The following is a 21,425-nucleotide window of genomic DNA, read 5'->3' as shown; positions in this document are numbered from 1 at the left end:
GAAGGCCTCCAGTTTTTTAACGACGGTTCAAAGAATAGTCGGTGGCAGTCGACCGGTCAATGCGTCGTGGAGATCGATCGTCGTGTCGTGTTCTGCCCGATCGGGCCATACGGATAGTCGCCGTAGGTCGGGGCCCAAGCGCGATCGAGGGCCTCGAGGTGTGTGGGGTCCAGCGCACAATCGGTTGTCGCCATGCTCTGCTGCAGCTGATCTGCGTGGCGAGCGCCGACGATCACGGAGGCGACCGCCGGGCGCGACGTGAGCCAGCGCAACGACACGGCGGTCTGGGAGGCTCCGACCTCCGTTGCCACGTCCTGGAGGACGCGCAGCAGTTCCCAGGTCTGGGAGTCACCCGCGCGCCGTTGGTAGGCCTCGACTCCGCGCGATGCGGCCCGTCGCATCGGTGCCAGCCAGGGCGGAAGATCCTGACCCATCCGAGTCGTGGTGCCGGGGGTCTCGTCGTTCCTGTACTTTCCGGTGAGCCAGCCGCCGGCCAGCGGTGACCATGCCAGCAATCCGATGCCCGAGCGGAGGCACGCGGGAACGATCTCGAGCTCAACCTCTCTGCTCATCAAGTTGTACTGCACCTGGTTGGACACGATCCTCAGGTGGTGCCCGAGGTCAGCAAGGTCTGATGCTCTCTGGACCTGCCACCCGTGAAAGTTGGATACCCCGAGATATCCGATCAGGCCTCTGGCAACCGCATCCCGTGCGAACTCGAGGGTCTCTTCGAGGGGCACCAGGTCGTCCCAGGCGTGCAACTGGTAGAGATCGACGTGCTCCTGGTCGAGACGGCGGAGGGAAGTCTCGAGGGCGCGAGTCAGGTGACGGCGGGAGAGCCCCTCGGCGTTGGCATCCGCGCCCGTGCGGAACCTGCCCTTGGTGGTCAGCACTAGTCCGTCCCGGCAGCTTTGCGGCACGTTCCGGAGCCAGCGGCCGATGATCTGCTCCGCTGCCCCTTCGCCGTATACGTCCGCCGTGTCGATGAGCGTGCCGCCTTGCTCGACGAATTGGTCGAGCATGGCGACGGCCTGTGTCTCGTCCGTCTCCACACCAAATGTCATGGTGCCGAGCGCCAGCGCCGACACCATCAAGCCGCTACTGCCTAGCGCGTTGTACTCCATAGGTCCGGTCTCGCTCCCTGGTGAGGCGCTGGTCAAGGCGCTGGGTCAAGGTCGCTCGGTCACGCGTCACTGAGTGATCCTTGATCTCGGTAGGTCGCCCGGAGTTCGCGCTTCAGGACCTTGCCCGTCGGGTTGCGAGGCAGAGCGCTGACAAAGATGACCGACCGTGGACGCTTGTAGCCGGCGAGGCGCGCCCCAGCGAACTCGATGAGCTCCTGTTCGGTCACATCTTGGGCCGGTCGCCGAACGATGACGGCGTGGACAGCCTCGCCCCACGTGTCGTGGGGGGTGCCGATGACGGCGGCTTCGGCAACGGCCGGATGCTCACACAGCACGCTCTCGACCTCGCCGCTCGCGACGTTGTACCCGCCGGAGATGATGATGTCCTTGAGCCTGTCGACGACCGTGACATAGCCATCGTCGTCGATGACTGCCACGTCGCCCGTACGAAGCCAACCCTCGACGCGTGCGGCCGCAGTCTCCTCCGGCATACGGAAGTACTCCGGTGACACGGAGCCACCCTTGAACCAGATCTCACCGTGTGTGGTGTTGTCGTGCGGGACGTCCTTGCCGTCGGCGCCAACGATGCGAACCTGGAGATGGGTGTGCGGCTTGCCGAGGGAGCCGAGCCGCCTTATCTCCTCGAGCGACCCGTCCGGGTGCTGGTTTTGAGGCCGAAGGACAAGGCCGCACGAGTATGTCTCGGCCATGCCGAGGGTGGGATAGAGGCAGTCGCCGATCTCGGACCGGACACGTACGACGAGAGGCGCCGCGACCGGGGAACCTCCGAGCACGATGACACGGAGACTAGAGAGGTCGTAGGCGGGCCGCTCCTGGTGGTCAAGAACCATGGAGATCATCGTCGGCACCGCCGTGGTGTGGGTCACCCTGTACCGGTCCACTGATTGGAGGAAGCCGAGCGGATCGAATCCCGGCAGGATGACCGACCTGCCACCCTTTGTGAACACTGGATGGATGTGGGCCGGGCCGCCGGCGTTCAGGTATTGCGGGATGCACTGAAGATTGGTGTCGCCCTCGTTCACGGGGTAGTCCGCGAGCCAGCCGAAGATGCCGGAGATCGCGTTGCCCTGGGTCATCAACGCACCCTTGGAGACCCCGGTGGTGCCACTCGTCGGGCAGAGCATGTATGGGTCGTCAGGGGTCAGGACGACAGACGACACGTCGCCACTCGACGCGGCGGCGATCGCCTCCAGGTCGAGGTCGAGATCGTGCTCTCCACCGAACCCAATCACCATCTCGATCGATGGCGTCTCAGCGATCCACGCCCTCGCCTCCTCGACGAGGCTGGCGTGGACGAGCACGGCTCGCGGCTCGGCGTAGTTTGCGTACTTCACGTTCTCAGGCGGCGCGAGACGCACATTCATGGGGGAGCCGACGACCCCTGACTTCGCGCAGGCGAAGAAGAACTCAACGTACTCCACGCAGTTCACCGAGAACATCGCGAGTCGGTCACCCTTGCCGAGTCCGAGGTCGAGGAGCGCACGAGCCATGCGGTTGGTGCGCTCCTCGACCTCAAGCCAGGTACGGACCCGTCCACCGGGTTCCACGAGCGCTTCTCGATCTCCGAAGAAGTCCGCGTTGCGTCGAGAGATGTCGCCGATGAGCATGATGTCGCCGTCCTGTCTTTGACTTTGCGCGTGAGTGAGTCGAGCTCAGCCTGCGATAGGCATGATGCCGTCGGTGCCAGCCCCGGCATCGACGAACGTCAGATCCTCGACGGTGATGCCGTTGTGGTTGTCGGAGCTGAACTCGTAGCTCGCCGCGACCCCGTCGTACGTGGCTGACGCCAGGTAATCCTTCACTGCGTCGCTGTCCGTCTCCCCGGTCTCCTTGTACGCAGCCACGAGGAGGTTGACAGCGTCATAGGTGCTGGCGGCCATGTAGAACGACCCGTCCAGCGTCTTGGCCCCGGTCGCCTTCATGTAGTCGGTCTTGAACGTGGCGGCGAGCGGGCTCGAGGGGACGCCCGCCGTGCCATCGCTGGCGAGGTTCCTGTACCCGACCGCATAGACCTTGGCCATGCCGTCGGCGCCGACTGCCTGGGGGATCGATGCGTTGGCGATAGACTGGACGCCGAGCATCGGGACGTCCCAGTCCAGCGAGTTGCGGGCCTTGATAGCGGCAATGTGATCGGGATCGACAGCGAGCATGTTGAGGAAGGTATCGGCGCCAGATGCCTTCATCTTGGAGACCTGCGGCGCTGCATCGACGCTTCCCGAGACGAACGTCTCCTCCGAGACCAACTCGATGTCGGTGCCCTCCGATGCCCGCTTGAATTCAGACAGAAGGTCCGTGCCGAACTCGTTGTTCACTACAAGTGCCGCAGCCTTGGTCAGGCCGTGGTCCTTCATGTACGCGACGTATGCGTCTGCGAGCGTGCCGGACTGGGAGGTCACCTGGAAGGTGTACGGGAACTCGGTGGGGTCACCGGCGAACTTCGCCGAACTGGTGACGATCGAGACGATCTTGGCCGGAGTGGTGATGGGCAGTGCGGCACCGGTAGGTCCGGTCAGCAGAGGGCCAGCGACCGCGTCGACCTCCTCCTGGTCGACCAGCTCTCGGGTCGCCTGCGAAGCCTTAGTCGGGTCGCCGGCGTCGTCCTTCACCACGAGATCGATGCATACATCGCCTGCCTCGTTGGCCTGGCTCACCGCGAGCTCCGCCCCGTTCTTCGTGAGTTCGCCGAGCGCGGCGCCCGGCCCTGAGAGCGTTGCCAGAAGGCCGAGCTTGACCGACTGGGCACAGTCGCCCCCCGAGGCTGTGCTATCGCCTGAGCTTGAGCCACATCCCGAGATGGCTAGGCCGACCCCAACGGCCGCTGTGATCGCGATCCACCGGCGAACATTCATAACAACTCCTGATGCGAGGACGGCTCTTGGGACGGGAGCTCATAGCTCCCAGCGGCCGTATGACGTGCGACACAGTCAAGTACATCAAAAGTCCAACTGTCAATGTCCAACTTTTACGTCCAGACCTTTGTTCGACCCGGTGTCAGTGCTACCGTCAAGTTGAACGGTCGTTAAAAGAGGCGGAGGAACCGACATGACTCTCAGTGCTACCCAGCCACCCAGTGAGCGGGAGCGACTCACGATTGCCCGGCCGGACAGCGCCGCGTCGCCGTTCACCGCGATCGATGTCCTCCAGCCGGCTCGGGACATCGACGGAGGGTACGGCGCACGGCTGCGTGCCCTCCGCACAGCCGCCGCCGACTTCAAATCGGAGTTCTTGACCACCGGCAAGCCGGACTACGTCGAGACGTTCGACCTGACCGGCGTGCCCTATCCGACCAAGTTCGGGCTGTGGAGAGCCGCCGTCACGCCCGCCCCGCTTCTGAAGATCACCAACCGCCTCACGGTCATCCGCTGGACTGAGACTGGCGGCCGGGTTCGCACGCTGCTGTTCGAACCGAGCGACGGGCGACTCGGGGCCAACACCCCGTACCTGGTCAAGCTCTACAACAGCCTTCCCAAGCAGATCCGTGATCGTGAGATCACCACACACGCGACGGTGAAGTCCGTGCTCGCAAATCTGGGGATCAAGCCTCAGGACGTCGACTATCTCGCGTTCGACCATCTGCACACGCAGGACGTTCGCCGATGGATCGGCACCACTACCCCCCAGCCGGACCTCTCACCCGATGCGCCCGTCGAGCCCTACTTTCCCAACGCGAAGCTGCTGGTCCAGCGCTACGAGCTCGAGGCAATGGCCGACCTGCACCCACTCCAGGTGCCCTGGTACCAGCCGGAGACCTATCGCGACCTTCGACCGGAAGGCCTGCTGCCCCTCGACGGAGACGTCCTGCTCGGTCCAGGTGTCGCGTTTCTCTCGACGCCCGGACATGCCTACGGAAACCACTCCTTGGTGCTCAACACTGACACCGGTGTCTGGGTGATGAGTGAGAACGTCATCGCTGCGGAGGCCATGACACCAGAGCACAGCAAGATCCCGGGACTGGCCAGGTGGGCGAGGAGCATCGGTCAGGAAGTCATCCTCAACGCCAACACGATCGAGACCACGGCAGAGCAGTACAACTCGATCATCATCGAGAAGGCGATCGCTGATCCGGCCCAGGCCGACCCACGCTTCCTCCAGTTCTTCCCCACCAGTGAGCTGACTGGCCTCTTCCTCAACCCGGGCACCAAGCCGACCTTTTCTCATCTGCACCTCAAGCACGGCCAGTTCTGAGCGTCTGCCACGGGCGGCCCACATCGGACGAACTGAAAAGGAGATCTCGTGCGTGCAGCAGTGCTGAGCGAGTTTGGATTGCCGGCCCGCATCGGAATACTCGAGGCGGCTGTGCCCGAACCATCGGTCGGTGACGTCGCCGTACAGGTGGAGTACACGGCGCTGAGCTTCCCCGACCTGATGGTGATCGAAGGCACCTACCAGAGCCTGCCAGAACTACCCTTTGTCCCAGGCACCGAGTTCGTCGGTGTCGTGGTCTCGGTCGGGGAGGGCGCAAGCCGCTTCGACATCGGCACCCGGGTGGCCGGGCGGCTCACGAGCGGAGCATTCCAAGAGGTCCTGGTCATTCACGAGGATCGGATCGCGGCGGTGCCTGACGGAGTCGATCCCCGTGACGCGGTGTCCATGCCTATCTCGGCTTTGACCGCGCACCACGCGCTTCACCATCGGGCCCACGTGACCAGCGATGACGTCGTTTTGATCACCGGTGCGAATGGGATCGTCGGCACAGCTGCCGTCCAGATCGCCGCCGATCTCGGGTGTCGCGTCATCGCTTCAGTCCGGAGACCGGAGGCGGTGCACGACGCAGTGGGGAAGTTCGCCGACCACGTCGTGTCCGCCGATCCAGACGAACTTCGGACAGTCGTCCGCGAACTCACTGGCGGCAAAGGGGTCGACGTCGTCATCGAGGCCGTCGGAAGTCCTGTGTTCGACGCCGCCCTGCGGTCTCTCGCGTGGCAGGGACGGCTCGTCGTCGTTGGCTTCGCCGGAGGCTCGATCCCGTCCCCGAAAGCTGGTCTGCTGCTGGTCAAGAACGTCAGCGTGTCAGGCATCCAGATCACCGACTACTGGGCGCGGCGCACTGAGCAAGCCAGAACGGGGCTCGTTGCGTTGTTCGACGCTGCAGCCAGAGGCCGGATGGCGATGTGGCCGGCGGATGTGTTTGCTGCCGACCAGGTGGCCGAGGCCATCGACGCAGTCCGAGAACGCCGCGCCCACCGGGCGGTCCTGGATTGGACGAGGACGGATGGCCGACGTGCTCGATGAGGCCGAGCCGTACCGTGCACCGGGAGTGTGCCCGGCCGGCGATCGGTCTTCTGATGATTTCGACATCCTCGACCCTGACTACCTCCGAAACCCCTACCCGACCTGGGACGAACTGCGCGGAACCTGTCCCGTCGCGCACTCGGATCGCTGGGGAGGCTCGTGGCTGCCAACAGGTTTCGAGACCGTCAAGGAGATCGCTCGACGCCCGGAGGACTTCTCGTCACGCGCACTCGAGGTGACCGGCCCGATACCGCCGGTTGGCAAAGGTCTGCGGGTCCCGCCGCTGTCCTCGGATCCCCCGTACCATGCCGCCCATCGCAAGTTGTTGATGCCCCTGTTCACCAAGTCAGCGGTCTCCAGCTGGGAAACGCGGATCCGTGAAATCGCCGTCGAAAGCCTGGACCGCCTCGATGGTCGCCAGGAGATCGATGCTGCAACCGAGTACGCCGGTCACGTGCCGATGCAGGTCACGCTAGAGATGCTCGGCGTGCGAGCCGATGACGCATCGGCTCTCGAGACGATGGTCGACCAGCTGCTCCGCAGCGGGCCACGTGATCTCGAGCAGCGCGAACGCGCTGCTCGCGGACTGCTCGACTACTTTCGCGAGGTCCTCAGCGAACCGGGGTGCGTCGAGGATCGACCTGACCTTCTCGGACATCTGCTCCGGCTCCAGGCCGAAGACCCGTCGATCGACGAGGAGCGCATGTTGGGTATGTGCTTCCTACTCTTGGTCGCGGGCATCGACACCACCTGGGCCGCGCTTTCCTCCAGCCTGTTGCACCTGGCCAGCCACCCGGCCGATCGGGAGCAACTGGTCGATGATCCGAGGCTGATTCCCGCCGCCGTCGAGGAGTTTCTTCGGGCCTTTGCGCCGGTCTCGAACGCCCGAGTCACCACGCGTGAGGTCAATATCGGCGGCCAGGACCTGCCCGCGAACGAGCGGGTCATCCTGCCCTTGGCCGCGGCGAACCGAGACCCGGAGGCTTTCGATGATCCGGACCAGATCAAGCTCGACCGGGAACCGAACAACCACATCGCCTTCGGCCTGGGAATACACCGGTGTCTCGGCTCGCATCTGGCACGCCTCGAGCTGAGAGTCGCGCTCGAGGAGTGGCTGCGCCGGTACCCGGTCTTCTCGCTTCGTGCGGACGTGACCATCGAATACTGGGGCGGTCAGGTTCGAGGACCAGCAAATGTACCGATCGCGATCGGGGAAGTTCGCAGATGAGCGTGAACGTCACGATCGACGATCTGCTGTGCCAGGGACATGGCCGATGTGAGGCGCTGGCTCCCCACCTGTTCGAGTTCGACGATCTCGGATACGCACGAGTCATCAGATCCACGCCCGCGGGACACGACGTCGAGTTCGCGGCATCGGCAGCCGCGAACTGCCCAGAGCAGGCGATTCGGGTGACGCGGAAAGACCCTTCGGATTCTGAGTCCCTGCGCTGAGGAACGGGACAGTGGGCGGGTCGGCCCACACGGCTGGCAACAAGCGCGAGAGAATCCACACATGGCGACCAAGTCAGAGCGCAGACGAAAGAAGATCCTCGAGGCTGCGGCCTACTTGTTTGCCGAGCGCGGCTACTCGAACGTCGGGGTGGACGACATCGGCGAAGCCGTCGGGGTGACCGGGCCGGCCGTCTACTACTACTTCTCCGGCAAGCAAGCCGTCCTTGCAGCGCTGTTCGAAGAGGGACTCCTCGGCATCCTGCAGGATGCCGAGGATGCCCGGCGCGAACAGGACCCGCAACGAGCGGCAGCAGACCTGGTCGAACGCCACGTTGCGCGGGCCCTCAAGCAGCGCGCGACCTCACGACTCACGCTGACGTCGTTCGACGCGCTGCCGGCCGAGGACGTTCCGCGTCTTCGTTCTCTGCAACACCGATACATGAAGCACTGGGCGGAGTTGCTGCAGGCGCTTGATCCAAGCGCGGATCGAGCTCAATGCCGCGCACGAGCCATTGCACTGCTGGGGATGTTGAACGCGGTTGTGCTGTGGGACGTCTCGAGCACCCTCGTGACCGTCCAACGGGAGGTGGTCGCGATGGCGTTGAAGTCACTCGGCCTGGACCCCTCCTTGGCCGGCCAACGTCCTGCGTAGCTCGCGCTTCAAGACCTTCCCCGTCGAGTTCCGCGGCAAGGCGACGACATAGCTGTAGCTCTTCGGGCGTTTGTAGCCGCCCAGCCGCTCTCGAGCGATGGCCGCCAACTGCTCGGTCAGCTCATCGCGAGTCAACTCGTCCTGCATGCCCTTGGTCCGTCGAACGATGACTGCATGGACAGCTTCGCCCCAGGTCGGATGTGGAACGCCGATGACGGACACCTCCAAGACCTCAGGATGAGTCGAGAGGACCCCTTCGATCTCACCGGAAGTGACATTAAGCCCGCCGGAGATGATGACGTCCTTCAATCGATCGACGATCTTGACGTATCCCTCAGAATCCTTGGTAGCTAGGTCTCCAGTCTTGAACCAGGCGCCGTCGGCACTGCGAGAGTCTCTGGTCGCATCCGGGTCCCGGAAGTACCCGCTGGTGATGCTGTCCCCCTGGAGCCAGATCTCGCCGACCGTCTCCCCGTCCGCAGGCACGTCCGAACCGTCCTCGGCAACAACTCGGGCATCGAGGTGCAGGTGCGGACGGCCCGCGGTGGCGAGGCGGTCGGGCCGTACCGCGCCGCTCTCGTCGACGACGGCCTCCGTTCGCAGGATCAGTCCGGTCGAATACGTCTCGGTCATGCCGTACGTTGAGTTGAAGACTCGCCCGAATACAGCCTCCGCCTCCTCGAGGAAGGGCGCCGTCACAGGCGCACCCCCAAGCACGACGCTTCGAAGGCTCGTGACGTCGTACCGAGAGATCACCTGCGGGCCAAGGTCAAGCATCATGCGCACCATCGTCGGCACGAGCGAGGTGTGCGTCACCTTGAATCGATCTACCGCTTCGAGGAACCGGCGCGGCTCGAACCCGCCCGGGACGACGATCGTGCGCCCACCTTTCCAGAGGACGTGCGTCAGATGCGCTGGTCCGCCGGCGTTGAGGTACAGCGGGTTCATCTGCAGCCAGGTGTCGCCTTCGCGTGCGTCGTACTCGGCCAGATAGGCCAACATGGCCGTGGTCGCATTGCGATGACTCATGACGACCGACTTGGTGCTTCCCGTCGTCCCGCTCGTCGGGCACATCTGGTACGGATCGTCCGGATGAAGCTTGGGACGGGGGCGCACAGGGGCCGTCGAGATCAGATCCTCGAGGTCGCGATCGAATCCGTGGTCGCCGCCAAAGCCGATGACGTGCTGAACACACTCGAGCTTGCTGGCGAGATGCTCACCGCGCTCGGCCAAGTCCGCGTGCACCAACAGGGCGCTCGGCTCGACCTTCTTGAGGTACTCGACGAGCTCGTCTTCAGAGTGGCGGATGTTCGTTGCGGCGCCGACGACTCCGCTCTTGGCGCAGCCGAAGAAGAAGTCGACATACTCGGCGCAGTTCCCGGCGTGCATCGCCAGCCGCTCGCCCGGGGCCAGGATCGTCGACAAGCCACTGGCGAGGCTCTCGGTCCGTTGCTCGAGCTCCAGCCACGTCGATACTCGGCCGTCCGGAACCACGAGCGCTTCGTATGCGCCGAAGAACCGCGCATTCCTGGTCAGGAAGTCAGTGACGAGCATCGGCCACCCTGCTGTCACCCAGGTACGTCGGCACCAACGAACGAAGCTCGGCCTTCTTGATCTTCCCGCTCGGTGTCATCGGAAGCGCATCCATGACAACCAGCCGTTCAGGGAGGAAGTGCTTCGATACGCCCTTGGCGAGGAGGAACTCCGACAGCTCCTCGAAGGACGGAATGACCGAGGTTAGCGGCACTATGACCGCGCAAGCGCGCTCTCCCAACCGTTCGTCCGGCGTGGCCACAACGGTCGCGGCATCCAGCAGTGGGTGCAGGGCCAGGGCGTCCTCGACGACCGAGACGGGAATGTTCTCGCCGCCTCGGATGATGATGTCCTTGATGCGGCCTTGCAGGGACACGCACCCAATGCCGTCGATCGAAGCGGTGTCGCCGGTCCGAAACCACCCGTCGACGAACGACTCCTCGTTGGCGTCGGGTCGATCGAGGTATCCGTGGAAGAGTCCGGTTCCGCGGATCTGGAGTTCGCCCGTCCGTCCGACGGGCAGGACTTCGTCGTCGTCCCCGACAACCCGGACCTCGCAGCCCGGGACGGGCAGCCCGTCGGTTGTGTAGACGTACGGATCGGCCCACGGAGGACACGCGATCCCAATTCCGTACTCCGTCATACCCCACGCCGGGAGCACCTGCGTCCCCAGCTGCGTGGCGGCTTGGCCAGGCAAGTGCCGGGGGACCGGAGCGCCGGCCATCACGAACCTCGTTGGCCCCGCCGCTGATGGCAGCGCCATGAGATCCTGGAGGAAGGTCGGGGCACCGAACATGACCGTCACGCCGTACTCCTCGATGACGCCGGCCGCGCGAGCGGGCTGCCACTGGTCGAGCAGCACGGCCGTCGCGCCGTGCCAGGTGGAGAGCAGGATGCCCCACAGGTATCCGGTGTGATGCCCCATGGGAGACCCGACGAGGTTGACCATCGGTTCACCGAAAGTGGGTCTTCCCAGATGGACGGTAAGCCCAGACATCACCGACAGCAGCGAGCGGCAGGAGTTCATGACCCCCTTAGGGGGGCCCGTGGTGCCCGAGGTGAAGCCCAGGTGGCAGACCTCGTCGAATGCTGGCGGGTTGCCGACAACAGAGCCGGCCGAACGCGAGAGTTCCTCCAAGGTGACGTCGGTCCCGGCAAGCGCCGCGTCGGGCTCCGCTACGACGACAGACTGGAGGTCGGGCAGCTGTGACCGGAGTTCGCGAACAATCGAGGCCGGAGACGATCCCCGGAACCTGTCTACCGCCACGACTGCGCGCGCCCGGCTGATCCGCAGAATCGCCTCTACCTCGCCGGGGCCGTAGGCGACCGGGATGCCGGTGTAAGTAGCGCCGACCTGGTTGATGGCGAACGCGAGTGCGGTGAACTCAGGTCGGTTCGGCAGCATCACAGCGACGACGTCGCCCGGGCCGACGCCCTGCCGTTCCAGACCAACCGCGAATCGACTGGCGAGGTCGTCGAGCTCCGCGTAGGTCAGCTGGATCGGTGAGCTCCCGTCGCTGCGAAGGCCGACGACCGCGATCGCGTCGGGCTGTGCCTGGGCTGCGTGGGTCAACAGGTCTCGAAGCGAGCTGATCCGAGGGCGTTCAGGGGTGCTGGTCACGTGATTCCTCCTGTCCTGAGTATTGTCGGCTGTTTGCCACATCGTCAATGTAGGTCTGAAAAGTCCGCCTCTCTCGCAGGGCGACGCGCGCACTGCGCCTGGATCAGAGTGATTGGTCGAAGGCCAACGACAAATGATGGACATTGACAGTCCGACGTTTGATGGCGTTGACTGTGTCGGGCGTCATACGAATGGACGCGAGATCGGATTCGAGCGTTCTCGATCCGTACGAGCAATGGAGGAGTGACGAATGACGACCCACGTCCCGGTTGCCCCTCCTTGTCCCGGCGCGTGGTCGCCGAGCATCCCGCCGCGTCGAGGCTCGGGTCTAGGTCTGCTGGCCGGCGGGCCGCGGGAGCGGCGCGGGCATGCCGCTTCGGCCTCCGCAAGCCGCAAGTCGTCACGCGCGGGTGTTCAGCTCGGTCAACGGCTCGCCACCACCGCATCGACTGCCCCCTGACCCACCTCACCCAGACAGGCACAGCCATGGACCAGGGCCACTTGCTCAACGTCATCATCGCCGGACTGACCAGCGGCGCCATCTACGGCCTGCTCGCCGTCAGCTACAACGTCATCTTCGCGACCACGGGAATCCTCAACTTTGCGCAGGGGGAGTTCTTGATGATCGGCACCGTCGTTGGCGCGTTCCTCGTTGTCACGCACGGTTGGGCAATGCTGCCTGCGGTCGTCGCGACGATCGCGCTCGCGCTGCTGGTCGGTGCACTGTCTGAACGTCTTGCCGTGCGCCCCGCTCTCTCGAAGGGACCCAACGCCTTCGGCTGGGTGCTGTCGACCCTCGGACTGTCCCTGGTGCTTCGGTCCGGCGGGGCGTTGCTGACCGGAAACGACATCAAGGCGTTCCCCACGATCTTCGGCGAAGGACGCTGGAGCATCGGAGCAGCCTTCATCACGCCAACACAGGTCTCGATCATCCTGCTGCTGGTCGTGGTCGGGGGAGGACTGTGGTGGATGTACGGGCACACCACGATCGGGCACGCATTCAGCGCGATCGCCCAGGATCGAGATGCGGCGGCTCTTCGCGGCATACCGGTGAGCACACTCGGGATGGCCTCATTCGCGATCGGTGCAAGTGTGGCAGCGATCGCCGGTTTCATGGCCGCTCCGTTGACCTCGGCCTATCCGACCATCGGGCTGCTCTTTGCGCTCAAAGGGTTCATCGCCGCCGCGCTCGGGGGCATCCCTGACATCCGGGGTGCCATCGTCGGTGGTCTTCTGCTGGGCCTCATCGAGAGCTTCGGCGTCGACATCTTCGGCGCCGGCTATAAGGACGCGATCGTGTTTGCTGCACTGATCCTGGTACTGATGGTGCGACCTCAGGGGATCTTCGGCCAGCACTCGGCACGGAGGATCTGATGGAGTCATACACCACATACGGACGCTCCCGCTGGTCGAAGGCGTGGTGGCTGATTCCCGCGGGTCTGCTTCTCTTGGGCCCAGAGGCCATCGCGCGCGTCGTCACGACGATCGCTGGCATCGTGACCTTTCCCATCACCGGTGAGATTGGCGTTGAGGTCAACCGGTACGAGATCTTCAACACCGAGTTGCTGATGGTCTACATGATTGCCGCTGTCGGGGTGAACCTGATCGCGTTGCCTGGCCTGTTGTCGATCGGACAGGCGGCGTTCTTCGGGCTCGGGGCCTACACCGTGGCGATCACGACCGTCGACCACGGCTGGAACTTCTGGCTGGCACTTGCTGCGGGCGCCGTGCTCAGTGCCTTGGTCAGCGTAGTGCTTGCGGTCCCAGCCCTTCGGCTGGGCATGTTCACCCTCGCCATGGTGACCCTGGGATACGGGATCGTCTTCCAGTCGATGGCCCTGCAGCTGATCGACCTCACTCACGGGGGCCAAGGGATCCAGGGCGTGGCAATGCCAGACGCCTTTGCGGATCTCGAGTCGTACTACTGGCTCCTTGCGATCGTGCTCGGCCTGACAGTCGCGCTGTCTGTGACGGTGTTGCGGTCGCCGATGGGCCGACAGCTCAAGGCCGTCGGAAGCGCGCCGGTGGCAGCCGAGTCAATCGGAATTCACGCCAAGCGTGGAAAGCTCGCCTCATTCGCTGCGGCTGGGTTCCTTGCGGGTCTCGCCGGTGGTCTCTACGCCCCGCTCATCGGATTCGTCTCACCCGAGTCGTTCACGGTTGACCTCTCCATCCTCCTGCTCCTGATGGTGCTTCTCGGCGGAGCGGGAACGATCGTCGGCCCCTTGCTGGGCGCCGTCCTCCTGTTTCGAATCCCGATCGAAGTCAACCGAGTCACGGACGACCCGGGCAACACAAGCCTGCTGGTCTACGGCATCGTGCTGCTTCTGTCGGTCTACCTCTTCCCACGCGGGATCATGAGTCTCTGGTGGTGGGTGGCAGCAAGGATCAGGAGCAGGCGCGCGAGCGCCGTTCGTGCCGAGCGAGCGCGCGCTGACATCGCACAGGTGGTACCCGCCGTCGAAACGACCGGGGAGGGGCTGCGTGTATCCGGCGTCGCCAAGACCCTCGGGGGAGTGAAGGCCGTCCAAGAGGTCACACTGACGGTCGCACCGGGGACGGTTCACGCCCTCATTGGTCCCAATGGAGCCGGCAAGACGACACTTCTGAACATCATCTCGGGCTACGTTGACGCCGACAAGGGCACCGTAGAGATCAATGGCAAAGTGCTTCCTCAGGCGACCTCGGCGCGCGCCCGAAGAGGTCTGTCGCGGACCTTCCAGGTGCCACAGTTGTTCGACGATCAGTCGTGCCTTGAGAACATCTTGGTTGCCCTCGACACGAGACGCCGACGCTCGGTTCTCTCGTATGCACTCCGATTCCCAACTGCGCTTCGAGAGGAACGCAGCCAAGGTGATACGGCTATGTCGTTGCTGACTGCAGTCGGGCTTTCGGAGCACGCGGACGTCGCTGCGAGCTCGCTGCCGCCAGGGGAACGCCGCCTGCTTGAGGTGGCTCGCGTCGTGGCCACGCGCCCCAGTTTCGTGTTGATGGACGAGCCGGCGGCCGGCCTCAACTCCGCGGAGATCGAGGAGCTGAAGGAGATCATCCTCGTGTTGCGCGGCAGGGGTATCGGCGTTCTCCTCGTTGAGCACCACATGGAGTTGGTGCTCGAAGTGTCCGATGACGTCACCGTTGTCGAGTTCGGCAAGGTCATCTCACACGGCGATCCCGAACACATTCGCAACGACCCGAAGGTGATCGCTGCCTATCTCGGCGAGCCGGCCGGAGCTGTCCCGTCGGTAGCGGCCCGCCCGAGCGATCAGGAGCCAGCATGACCTTGTTGAAGATCTCCGGTCTTTCCGCGGGCTACGGCCAGGTGTCGGTTCTTCACGACATCGACTTGACTGTTGAACAGGGAGAGTTGGTCACCGTCATCGGCACCAACGGCGCCGGTAAGACGACCCTGCTCCGGACGATCTCCGGCCTGATGAAGCCCAGCTCGGGTGCAGTCCACTTCGACGGGCGCGACGTGACGCGTCTGGATGGCCCTGCCACGGCTCGTGCGGGCATCGCCCACGTGCCCGAGAACCGTCGCGTTTTCACCGGCCTGAGTGTCTTCGAGAACCTCAAGCTCGGTGGTTTCGTCGCACGACGAGACCGCAAGCAACGAGACGAGGACCTAACGCGGCTGGTGGGCCAGTTCCCAATCCTGGAGGAGCGGCGCAACCAGGCGGCCGGATCGCTTTCAGGCGGCGAACAGCAGATGCTCGCCATTGCGATGGCACTGATGGCGCGTCCCAAGCTCCTCATCCTCGACGAACCATCCCTCGGGCTCGCTCCCTTGGTCACACAGCGCGTGTTCGACGAGATCGAGCGTCTGCACCGTGAGGGGGTGACGATCCTGTTGGTCGAGCAGCTTGCGAATCAGGCGCTTCAGATCGCGGACCGCGGAGTCGTCCTCAAACTGGGACACGTCGCAGCCCTGGGAACGGCGCGTGAGCTGATGAACGACGAGTCCGTTCAGCGGGCCTACCTGTGAACACAAACATAGAGGAGACGTGCAACGTGACAGAGCGTGTGGCGATCGTGACCGGGGCAGCTCGAGGGATTGGTCTCGGGATTGCGACGCGGCTGGCGGGAGACGGCTACCCCGTAGCCCTTGTTGATGCGGACGAGGCAGCCGTGACCGCAGCCGCCGGCGAACTCGCGAAGACAGGCGCACGGACCATCGCGATCGCAGCCAACGTGACAGTCACCGACGACGTCGAGAATGCTGTCTCCAGAGTCGCGGCGGAACTCGGAGCGCCGACGATCATGGTCAACAACGCTGGCATCACACGTGACAACCTGCTTGCCAAGATGAGTGACGACGATTGGGACAGTGTGATCGCCGTACACCTGCGAGGACCGTTCTTGTTTTGCCGTGCTGTGCAGGGCTACATGCGAGAGGCTCAGTGGGGACGAATCGTGAACATGTCGAGTATCGGGGCAAGGGGAAACCGCGGCCAGGCGAACTACTCCACGGTCAAGGCAGGGATTCAAGGATTCACCAAGGCTCTGGCGTTCGAGCTCGGTCCGTTCAACGTCACGGCCAACGCAGTCGGACCTGGATTCGTCGAGACCGACATGACCAGACGGACGGCCGAGCGACTTGGGATGTCATTCGACGACTTCGTGAAGCGTGCTGCCGACAGCACACCGGTGCGTCGTGTTGGACAGCCCGCCGACATCGCATCGGCTGTCAGCTATCTCGTGCGCGACGAGTCCTCGTTCGTATCGGGCCAGGTGCTCTACGTGTCAGGCGGTCCGGTCGGGTGACGACTGCTCCCGAAGCCTCCGAGCACATCGGTTACGCCTCGGCCAAGGGTGTCGCCACGATTACCCTCGACCGCCCCGGGTCAGGAAATGCCGTCACCGGTCCGATGACCGCCACGCTGATCGGTCGCGTCGCCGAGGCGGCGGCGGACGACGATGTACGGGTGGTCATCATCCGCGCCACCGGCCGCCACTTCTGTGTCGGCGTGGACCTAGCCGCACACGGCCACCTGTCTGCTCCGCGTCGCGAGGCGATCCAAGGTTGGCCACGAGAGCGCGGCGGCGCGTACGCGTTGGCAGTGCTGGGTCTGCGCAAGCCGGTCGTCAGTGTGGTCCAGGGTGCAGCCGTCGGGTTCGGTGCAACCTTGACCCTGCCAACCGACATCCGCATCGTCGGCGAGTCTGCGCGCTTCGCATTCCCGTTCGTCAGGCGCGGCATCACCCCGGAAGCGGTGTCGACGTGGCTCCTCCCGCGCGTGGTCGGCCAGGGGCGAGCAAGCGACTGGATGCTGACGGGCCGGATGGTCGGGTCGGCTGAAGCGCACGCTGCCGGGCTGGCCTCGCGCGTCGTCCCGGACGATGAGCTCGACGGTGTCGCGCGGTCGGTCGCCGAGGATCTTGCCGAACAATGTGCACCGGCCGCCCTGGCGGCGACCCGTTTCATGCTGTGGTCGATGCTCGGGGCCGCTGACCCCTGGCAAGCACACCGCCTGGAGTCAGAGTTCATGTCGAAACTGAGCGGTGGCGCCGACAGCGCAGAGGGTTTTGCGTCGTTCTTGGAGAAGCGCTCTCCGCAGTTCGGGCGCGTCCCCGACGGCTTCTTCACTGCTAGTCACGCCTGGCCGGCCGAGCCGGACGACCTCGACGTCTGATCGCGGATCGATCCCGCGGGCGCATACGCATCACCAACACCCCCATCGGCATGCTCCAGGCGAAGGAGCATTGCCGAGCAACTATGAGAGTCTGTTAAATGTCCACTGTTGACCAACATGCAAAAGTCGGACAGTATACAGAAGTGCCTTCCTCTGACGTCTCCCGGCGGCGCGGTCCGCTGCGGAACCTCCGCGTCGTCGACCTGACGACCTCATATGCCGGCCCAACGGCCACGATGTACCTTGCCGACCTCGGCGCCGACGTGATCAAGGTCGAACGCCCGGGCACGGGTGATGATGCTCGTCAATGGGGTCCGCCCTTCACGGGCTCGGCCTCGGCGTGGTTCGGGTCGGCCAATAGGAATAAGCGCTCGGTGGTGCTCGACCTGGGGTCAGCTGCCGGGCAGGAGGCGCTTCTCAAGCTGATTGCGACAGCCGACGTGCTCGTCGAGAACTTCAACCCAGCGAAGCTCAAGTCGCTCGGGGTCGACTATCCGACCCTACGCGCGCGCTTTCCCAGGCTGATCTACTGCGCCATGTCTGGTTTTGGCCTGACCGGACCCGATCACGCGCGACCGGGATACGACCTCGCGGCGCAGGCGCGGTCGGGGCTGATGTCGGTCACCGGTCAGCTCGGGGGACCACCTCAGCGCGTGTCGACGGCCTTGTCAGATGTGGTGACGGGAATGTGCGCAGCCATCGCGGTTTGTGCCGCAGTCGTTGAGCAACAGGTGACCGGCAATGGCGACCTGGTGGACGTCTCCCTCCTCGACTCCGACCTCGCACTGATGGCGCCGAGAATTGCTGCCTACCTGGCCGGTGAGCCGGAGCCTGCGCCTAGTGGTGGGACCGACTCGGTTCTGGCGATCTACCAACCGTTCAAGGCGGCCGACAGGGAGATCGTCGTCGCCATCGGCAACGACAAGATGTGGGCCCGGTTCTGCCAGGCGTTGGGACTAGAGGAGAACATTCAGAACGCGGAACTTCGTTCGAATGCGGGCCGAAAACTCCAACGCCCAGTTCTTATACCGGCGATTGCTGATCGGATCGTTACGAGGCCAGCCAGCGAATGGGTCGAGCTGCTCGAGCAGGCCGGGGTCCCGTGCTCGGTCGTGCAGACGCTCTCCGAGGTCGTGTCAGATCCACAGGTTGTCGAACGGCGGAGCCTGATGCCAGACCTCAAGCACGATGGACTCTTCACCGTTCGCAGTCCGTTTCGTCTCGACAGCATCCCCGACGTCCCGAACGAGCCGTATCCGGAGCTGGGTCAAGACACCGAGGATGTACTGAAGGAACTGGACCTGACGGTCGACGAGATCGGCGAGATCGTGTCGGTGTCCAACGGCCAGACTGGGAGCGACTAAGCAGTGGCAGATCCTCAACTCGTCGTCGAAACGGGTCGAATCGCGGTCGTGCGCATCAACCGACCCGAGGTGCACAACGCGCTCAACGCTTCGGTGCTGGCTGAGATAGGCAAGGCTCATCGGCGGCTGACCAATGACCCGGTAACGCGCGCCATTATCGTCACGGGGAGCGGTTCACGAGCGTTCTCGGCCGGAGCTGATCTCGCGGAGATTGCGGAGCTCGAAGCCGTCGAAGCCGAGTCGATGCTGCGAGCCGGCGGATCGGTGATGAGCCAGATCGAGCAGAGCTCCGTACCGATGATTGGAGCGATCAACGGACTTGCGCTCGGGGGAGGCTTCGAGCTCGCACTGAGTCTGTCGTTCAACATCTCCTCGGTGAACGCCTCGTTCGGACTCCCTGAAAGCGGGCTCGGCCTGATTCCCGGTTATGGCGGCACGCAGCGTCTTGCGCTGGCCGTGGGGACACCGCAGGCTTTGCATCTCATGCTGAGTCGCGAACGCCTGGATGCCGATCGGGCGTATGCATTGGGGCTGACGGTGGCGCCACCGGTGGCGCCCGACGCGCTCATGGACGCCGCGCTGAGGATCGCGGAAGCCGTCGCAGACGGCGGCCCGCACGCCAACGCCGCGATCCTTCGGAGCGTAAGGGCGACGCGTTCAGCTGACGCGGTCGGTCTCGACATCGAAGTTCGGGCTGCTGCGGCGGCGATCAGCTCGAGTGAGGGTCGAGAGGGTATCGCAGCCTTCAGGTCGCGGAGGACTCCGCAGTTCCCGGATTGCAACCTCCGAGAGGACGGGAGAGGCTCGTGAAGGATCTGACCGAGTTGTGCCTGGAGCTGGACCCAGACAGTTGGCTGCGCTGGCACGAGGCACTCGACGAAGTCGCGAGCATCGGCCTCCTCGACGCGCGCGAGACGGCGGTCATGCAGCGTGCCCGCGAGGTTGTTGCGTCTGACATAGCCCCGAGAGCAGCAGCACACGACCGCTCGCACACGTTCGTTCACGACAGCTATCAGGCGCTTGTCAGGGCAGGGCTTGGCGCGCTCCTCGTCGACCCCGACCTAGGGGGTACGGGCGACACTCACGTGGCGTACGCCGCAGCAATGGAGGAGATTGCTGCCGGTTGTGGCGCGACCTCCCTGGTCTACATGACGCAGTTCCACGCCATGTATCCACTGCTCATCTCAGGGGCAACGGAACTCGCTCGCACGTACGTCCCTCAACTGGCGAGCGGCGCGATTTACGGATCACTTGGCATCACTGAGCCAGCTGCTGGCAGCGACGTCGCTGGCCTCGCAACGCGCGCGGAGTCCGATGGGGACGGATACTGCCTTACCGGGTCTAAGACCTTCATCACCAGTGGCGATCGTGCCGACCTCATCATCGCGTTCGCGACCGTCGATCGGGCCCTGGGTCGCCGGGGAATCACGGCGTTCGCGATCGCAGGGGAACCCAGCGGACTAAGCCGCGGAAATCCCCTCGAGAAGATGGGCATGCACGGGTCGAGCACCGTGGAGCTCTTCTTCGACCGCGTCCCCGTCGCGAACGACCATGTGATCGGACAGCCCGGAGGTGGATGGCAGATCGTGATGGGCTCGGTGATGCGAACCCGGATCGGAGCTGCGGCCCAAGGTGTCGGCCTAGCGCGCGGCGCGTATGTACGTACCCTGTTCGCGCTCAACTCGATCCACGGACGCAGCCTCCCACCAGAGGTAGAGACCGGCTTGACCCAAGTCCGCGGCCGGATCCTTCAGGCGCGGCTGCTTCTCCTGGCGACCGCGCGGGCGCTCGACCTTTCCGACTCTGTCCGAACCGGAGAGGTCGCCATCATGAAGCAGCAGTGCACGGATCTCGGCTGGTGGGCGACAGTCGAGTGCATGCGCCTGCTCGGCTCGGTCGGCGACCTCACCGTGCTCGGCGTGGAGCGCTGCATGCGAGACGTGCTCGTCACCCGGACCTATGACGGAACCAATGACATCCAAGCCCTGCTCACCGGTCGCGACACCGCCTTGCAGGTGGCCCAGGCACAAGGAGCCCCGTCGTGACTGATCTCACCGGAAAGATCGCCGTCGTCACCGGCTCCGGACGGGGACTCGGGCGCGAGATGGCAATCGCTCTTGCGCAGGCGGGAGCATCAGTTGTCGTCACGGCACGGACGGAGCCCCAAATTGAGTCCGTAGCGGCAGAGATCGTCGCTGCCGGGGGAGCGGCCCTGGCGATCCCCGCCGATGTCGCAGACGAGGCGTCGGTCGACGAGCTTGTCGACGCCACGATGCGCACCTTCGGCAGGATCGACATCGTCGTCAACAACTCGGGAATCCTCGCCACGAGCGACCTGCTCTCCCAGAGCAAGGCCGATTGGGATCGCGTCATCGAGATCAACCTCGGCGGCACGTACCTCGTCACGCGCGCGTTCGGTCGGCACCTCACAGCCCAGGGCCACGGCAAGGTCATCAACATCGCTTCGAACTTCGCGATGATGGGGGTGTCCCACCATGCGGCCTACAGCGCGTCCAAGGCCGCCGTGCTCGGCTTCACCCGCGCGATGGCTATCGAATGGGCCCGCTTCGGCGTCCAGGTAAATGCGCTGGCTCCGGGCTACTTCGCGACGGACATGAACGCGACGTACCGCCAGGACGAGGAGTCACTGAAACGCCTGGTCAGCGCGATTCCGGCCAGGAGGCTCGGCGAGGCATCCGAGCTGGCACCGTGGCTCCTGCTCCTCGCGTCCTCGGCGTCCGACTTCATGACGGGCGAGGTCGTCGTCATCGACGGTGGCCAGGCAACGCGATGAAC

General features: G+C 64.5%; 19 protein-coding genes. 14 read left to right on the top strand and 5 right to left on the bottom strand.

From position 1 onward, the window contains the following. Nucleotides 1-56: 56 nt before the first annotated feature. The 3 genes from ABEA33_RS04575 to ABEA33_RS04565 are packed head-to-tail and all read right to left on the bottom strand — an operon-like array spanning nucleotide 57 to nucleotide 3,994. Complete coding sequence (locus ABEA33_RS04575; RefSeq protein ID WP_345525408.1) at nucleotides 57-1,124, bottom strand: aldo/keto reductase; 1,068 nt, start codon at nucleotides 1,122-1,124, stop codon at nucleotides 57-59. Between the two features lie 59 nt (nucleotides 1,125-1,183). Beyond that, the gene (locus ABEA33_RS04570; RefSeq protein ID WP_345525407.1) at nucleotides 1,184-2,752 is read right to left on the bottom strand and encodes a class I adenylate-forming enzyme family protein; all 1,569 of its coding nucleotides are present in this window, start codon (nucleotides 2,750-2,752) and stop codon (nucleotides 1,184-1,186) included. Nucleotides 2,753-2,797: 45 nt separating this feature from the next. Continuing rightward, nucleotides 2,798-3,994 carry an ABC transporter substrate-binding protein gene (locus tag ABEA33_RS04565; RefSeq protein WP_345525406.1) on the bottom strand — a complete coding sequence of 399 codons (1,197 nt, stop codon included), beginning with the start codon at nucleotides 3,992-3,994 and terminating at the stop codon, nucleotides 2,798-2,800. A gap of 193 nt (nucleotides 3,995-4,187) precedes the next feature. On the opposite strand from ABEA33_RS04565, the gene ABEA33_RS04560 reads away from it, so the two are divergent. From ABEA33_RS04560 to ABEA33_RS04540, 5 genes are all read left to right on the top strand, one after another. Continuing rightward, on the top strand, nucleotides 4,188-5,330 hold the full coding sequence (locus tag ABEA33_RS04560; protein WP_345525405.1) for an MBL fold metallo-hydrolase: 1,143 nt from the start codon (nucleotides 4,188-4,190) through the stop codon (nucleotides 5,328-5,330). Nucleotides 5,331-5,378: 48 nt separating this feature from the next. After that, nucleotides 5,379-6,377 carry a zinc-binding dehydrogenase gene (locus ABEA33_RS04555; RefSeq protein WP_345525404.1) on the top strand — a complete coding sequence of 333 codons (999 nt, stop codon included), beginning with the start codon at nucleotides 5,379-5,381 and terminating at the stop codon, nucleotides 6,375-6,377. Continuing rightward, the gene (locus ABEA33_RS04550; protein ID WP_345525402.1) at nucleotides 6,358-7,605 is read left to right on the top strand and encodes a cytochrome P450; all 1,248 of its coding nucleotides are present in this window, start codon (nucleotides 6,358-6,360) and stop codon (nucleotides 7,603-7,605) included. The genes ABEA33_RS04555 and ABEA33_RS04550 overlap by 20 nt, the downstream gene beginning before the upstream one ends. Beyond that, on the top strand, nucleotides 7,602-7,829 hold the full coding sequence (locus ABEA33_RS04545) for a ferredoxin (RefSeq protein ID WP_345525401.1): 228 nt from the start codon (nucleotides 7,602-7,604) through the stop codon (nucleotides 7,827-7,829). Before ABEA33_RS04550 ends, ABEA33_RS04545 begins: the two co-directional genes overlap by 4 nt. 61 nt (nucleotides 7,830-7,890) lie before the next feature. Further along, nucleotides 7,891-8,481, top strand: a complete 591-nt coding sequence (locus tag ABEA33_RS04540) for a TetR/AcrR family transcriptional regulator (RefSeq protein WP_345525400.1) — start codon at nucleotides 7,891-7,893, stop codon at nucleotides 8,479-8,481. Here ABEA33_RS04540 and ABEA33_RS04535 read toward each other — a convergent pair. Beyond that, nucleotides 8,437-10,035 carry a class I adenylate-forming enzyme family protein gene (locus ABEA33_RS04535; protein WP_345525399.1) on the bottom strand — a complete coding sequence of 533 codons (1,599 nt, stop codon included), beginning with the start codon at nucleotides 10,033-10,035 and terminating at the stop codon, nucleotides 8,437-8,439. The two genes, ABEA33_RS04540 and ABEA33_RS04535, sit on opposite strands and share 45 nt — an antisense overlap. Then, nucleotides 10,022-11,587 carry an AMP-binding protein gene (locus ABEA33_RS04530; RefSeq protein WP_345525398.1) on the bottom strand — a complete coding sequence of 522 codons (1,566 nt, stop codon included), beginning with the start codon at nucleotides 11,585-11,587 and terminating at the stop codon, nucleotides 10,022-10,024. Before ABEA33_RS04530 ends, ABEA33_RS04535 begins: the two co-directional genes overlap by 14 nt. 534 nt (nucleotides 11,588-12,121) lie before the next feature. Here ABEA33_RS04530 and ABEA33_RS04525 point away from each other — a divergent pair. From ABEA33_RS04525 to ABEA33_RS04485, 9 genes are all read left to right on the top strand, one after another. Continuing rightward, a complete protein-coding gene (locus ABEA33_RS04525) occupies nucleotides 12,122-13,009 on the top strand; it encodes a branched-chain amino acid ABC transporter permease (protein ID WP_345525396.1) in 888 nt (295 codons plus the stop codon). Beyond that, nucleotides 13,009-14,913, top strand: coding sequence for a branched-chain amino acid ABC transporter ATP-binding protein/permease (locus ABEA33_RS04520; RefSeq protein WP_345525395.1), 1,905 nt, complete (start codon nucleotides 13,009-13,011; stop codon nucleotides 14,911-14,913). Before ABEA33_RS04525 ends, ABEA33_RS04520 begins: the two co-directional genes overlap by 1 nt. Next, complete coding sequence (locus ABEA33_RS04515) at nucleotides 14,910-15,617, top strand: ABC transporter ATP-binding protein (protein ID WP_425577318.1); 708 nt, start codon at nucleotides 14,910-14,912, stop codon at nucleotides 15,615-15,617. The genes ABEA33_RS04520 and ABEA33_RS04515 overlap by 4 nt, the downstream gene beginning before the upstream one ends. Before the next feature lie 26 nt (nucleotides 15,618-15,643). Then, entirely contained in the window at nucleotides 15,644-16,396 is a 753-nt protein-coding gene (gene fabG, locus ABEA33_RS04510) for a 3-oxoacyl-ACP reductase FabG (RefSeq protein WP_345525394.1), read from the top strand. Then, nucleotides 16,393-17,265, top strand: coding sequence for an enoyl-CoA hydratase-related protein (locus ABEA33_RS04505; RefSeq protein WP_345525393.1), 873 nt, complete (start codon nucleotides 16,393-16,395; stop codon nucleotides 17,263-17,265). Before fabG ends, ABEA33_RS04505 begins: the two co-directional genes overlap by 4 nt. A gap of 98 nt (nucleotides 17,266-17,363) precedes the next feature. Continuing rightward, nucleotides 17,364-18,629, top strand: coding sequence for a CaiB/BaiF CoA transferase family protein (locus ABEA33_RS04500; RefSeq protein ID WP_345525392.1), 1,266 nt, complete (start codon nucleotides 17,364-17,366; stop codon nucleotides 18,627-18,629). Between the two features lie 48 nt (nucleotides 18,630-18,677). After that, nucleotides 18,678-19,439 (top strand): enoyl-CoA hydratase/isomerase family protein, encoded by a 762-nt coding sequence (locus ABEA33_RS04495; RefSeq protein ID WP_345525391.1) that lies wholly within the window; start codon nucleotides 18,678-18,680, stop codon nucleotides 19,437-19,439. Further along, the gene (locus ABEA33_RS04490) at nucleotides 19,436-20,674 is read left to right on the top strand and encodes an acyl-CoA dehydrogenase family protein (protein ID WP_345525390.1); all 1,239 of its coding nucleotides are present in this window, start codon (nucleotides 19,436-19,438) and stop codon (nucleotides 20,672-20,674) included. The genes ABEA33_RS04495 and ABEA33_RS04490 overlap by 4 nt, the downstream gene beginning before the upstream one ends. Further along, nucleotides 20,671-21,423 (top strand): SDR family NAD(P)-dependent oxidoreductase, encoded by a 753-nt coding sequence (locus tag ABEA33_RS04485; RefSeq protein ID WP_345525389.1) that lies wholly within the window; start codon nucleotides 20,671-20,673, stop codon nucleotides 21,421-21,423. Before ABEA33_RS04490 ends, ABEA33_RS04485 begins: the two co-directional genes overlap by 4 nt. Nucleotides 21,424-21,425: the final 2 nt, after the last annotated feature.

The sequence above is a fragment of the Nocardioides endophyticus genome (assembly GCF_039543845.1).
Classification (GTDB): Bacteria; Actinomycetota; Actinomycetes; order Propionibacteriales; family Nocardioidaceae; genus Nocardioides; species Nocardioides endophyticus.
Note: the sequence above shows the minus strand (reverse complement) of the source record. Positions and strands in the feature narration are given on the sequence as shown.